The sequence below is a fragment of the Dietzia maris genome (genome assembly GCF_014144855.1).
Taxonomy (GTDB): Bacteria; Actinomycetota; Actinomycetes; order Mycobacteriales; family Mycobacteriaceae; genus Dietzia; species Dietzia kunjamensis.
Window position 1 is genome coordinate 1 of the sequence record NZ_JAALDN010000112.1, and the last position, 2,074, is coordinate 2,074.

The 2,074-nt window shown below is 69.1% G+C and carries 1 protein-coding gene and 1 pseudogene; one reads left to right on the forward strand and one right to left on the reverse strand.

All coding sequences use genetic code 11. The features are described 5' to 3' along the window. Positions 1 to 648: pseudogene (locus G6024_RS04250) on the reverse strand (hypothetical protein); the annotation flags it as partial. A gap of 409 nt (positions 649 to 1,057) precedes the next feature. On the opposite strand from G6024_RS04250, the gene G6024_RS04255 reads away from it, so the two are divergent. Next, positions 1,058 to 2,074, forward strand: a 1,017-nt coding sequence (locus tag G6024_RS04255; RefSeq protein ID WP_159148143.1) for a UDP-galactopyranose/dTDP-fucopyranose mutase family protein, incomplete at its 3' end; no start/stop codon positions are given.

Genomic DNA, 2,074 nt, shown 5'->3' on the forward strand with positions numbered 1-2,074 from the left:
GGCCGCGCGGGTGGCCGCGACGTCCGCGTCAGCGGGGGCGGAATCAGCGGCGCCGGTATCAGCGGCGGCGGGAGCGGCGTCTTCGGTGGGCTTCGCGGGGGCCGGGGCGGCCTCGTCGTCGGGGACGGTGACCTCGGGCGCGTCGGCCAGCGAGGAGTCGGCGAGGTCGATCCCGGAGAGCGTGATCTGGACGGCGGTGGTGTCGGTCCCCAGATAGACGGGCTCGGTGCCACCGGTGCCGGTGACGCTCTCGCCCTTGCCGTCGGTGGACTCGGCCTCGTACCAGGGGCCCCACGAGCCGTCGGGGTTCTGGGCGCGCAGGGTGGCGACGGCGGCCGGGTTGTGCCCCTTCCACGTGACGCCGGCCATCGAGAACGGTGTGTCGGAGGTGACCTGGCGGACCGTGGTGCCGCCGGAGGCGATGTCGGTCTCCACGCCGACGGCCGGAGGCGCCTCGGCCAGCGGGACCTCGGCCTCGGCGGTGGGCAGGGCGCTGCCCGCGGTGGTGGCGATGTCGTCGCCGGACTGGACGACCTGGTCCGCCCCGTACACGGCGAGGGGCGTGACGACGGACGCCGCGACCGCCACCGCCAGGGCGAGGGTCCGGCGTCGACCACTGATGTACAGGGGGCGGCGTCGTGTTCTCAAGGGCTTCTCCAGATCAGATGTCTGTGTCCCGAAGCTGCTCACCAGCGGGGCACAACTGCCCGGAGGCCGCACCGGAGCGCGACCACTGGGACGAATGTGACGAACGAGGTCAATGTTATCCAAGAAACTCGTGAAACCAAGTGATAAAGACGTGAATATTGGGACTACAGGGATGTAGTTTCGAACCGGCGTACGACGGCGCCGACGCCCCACCTGCACCGTGGGCCACCGCGGTCGTCTCGAGAAGTCGTCCACCTCGTCGTCGTCGGCGTGCCCTGAACCCACCCCCGACCCGCCGGATACCCTGGGACCCGCACCCGCGCCGACCGGCGCGCGGTCAGGCGAGCGGCCGGCGGACGCACTACCCGGCGGACACCGCGGCGACGTACTACGGAAAGGCCCGACGGTTATGGCAGGCGAACGGCAGTGGGACACCTACGACCTCATCGTGGTGGGGTCGGGCTTCTACGGCCTGACCGTCGCCGAGCGGGCGGCGACCGAGCTCGGCAAGCGCGTCCTGGTGCTCGATCGGCGCCACCACATCGGCGGTAACGCCTACTCCGAGCCCGAGCCGGAGACCGGCATCGAGATCCACAAGTACGGCGCGCACCTGTTCCACACCTCCAACGAGCGGGTGTGGGAGTACGTCAACCGCTTCACCGACTTCACCGGGTACCAGCACCGCGTGTTCGCCATGCACAAGGGCACGGCGTACCAGTTCCCCATGGGCCTGGGCCTGATCAACCAGTTCTTCGGCCGCTACTACTCGCCCGACGAGGCCCGCGCGCTCATCGCCGAGCAGGCCGCCGAGTTCTCCGCCGAGGACGCGGCCAACTTCGAGGAGAAGGCCATCTCCCTGATCGGCCGCCCGCTGTACGAGGCGTTCATCAAGGACTACACGGCCAAGCAGTGGCAGACCGACCCCAAGAACCTGCCGGCTGGCAACATCACCCGCCTGCCCGTCCGGTACACGTTCGACAACCGCTACTTCAACGACACCCACGAGGGCCTGCCCGTCGACGGTTACACCGCGTGGCTGGAGAACATGGCGGCGGACGACAAGATCGACGTGGTGCTCGACACCGACTGGTTCGACGTCCGCGAGGCCGTCCGTGCCGCGAGCCCCGACGCGCCGGTGGTCTACACCGGCCCGCTGGACCGGTACTTCGACTACGCCGACGGCGAGCTGGGCTGGCGCACCCTGGACTTCGAGACCGAGGTGCTGCCCACCGGCGACTTCCAGGGCACCCCGGTGATGAACTACAACGACGCGGAATACGACTACACCCGCATCCACGAGTTCCGCCACTTCCACCCGGAGCGCAAGAACTACCCCACCGACAAGACGGTGATCATGCGCGAGTACAGCCGCTTCGCCGAGCGCGACGACGAGCCGTACTACCCGATCAACGAGTCCACCGACCGT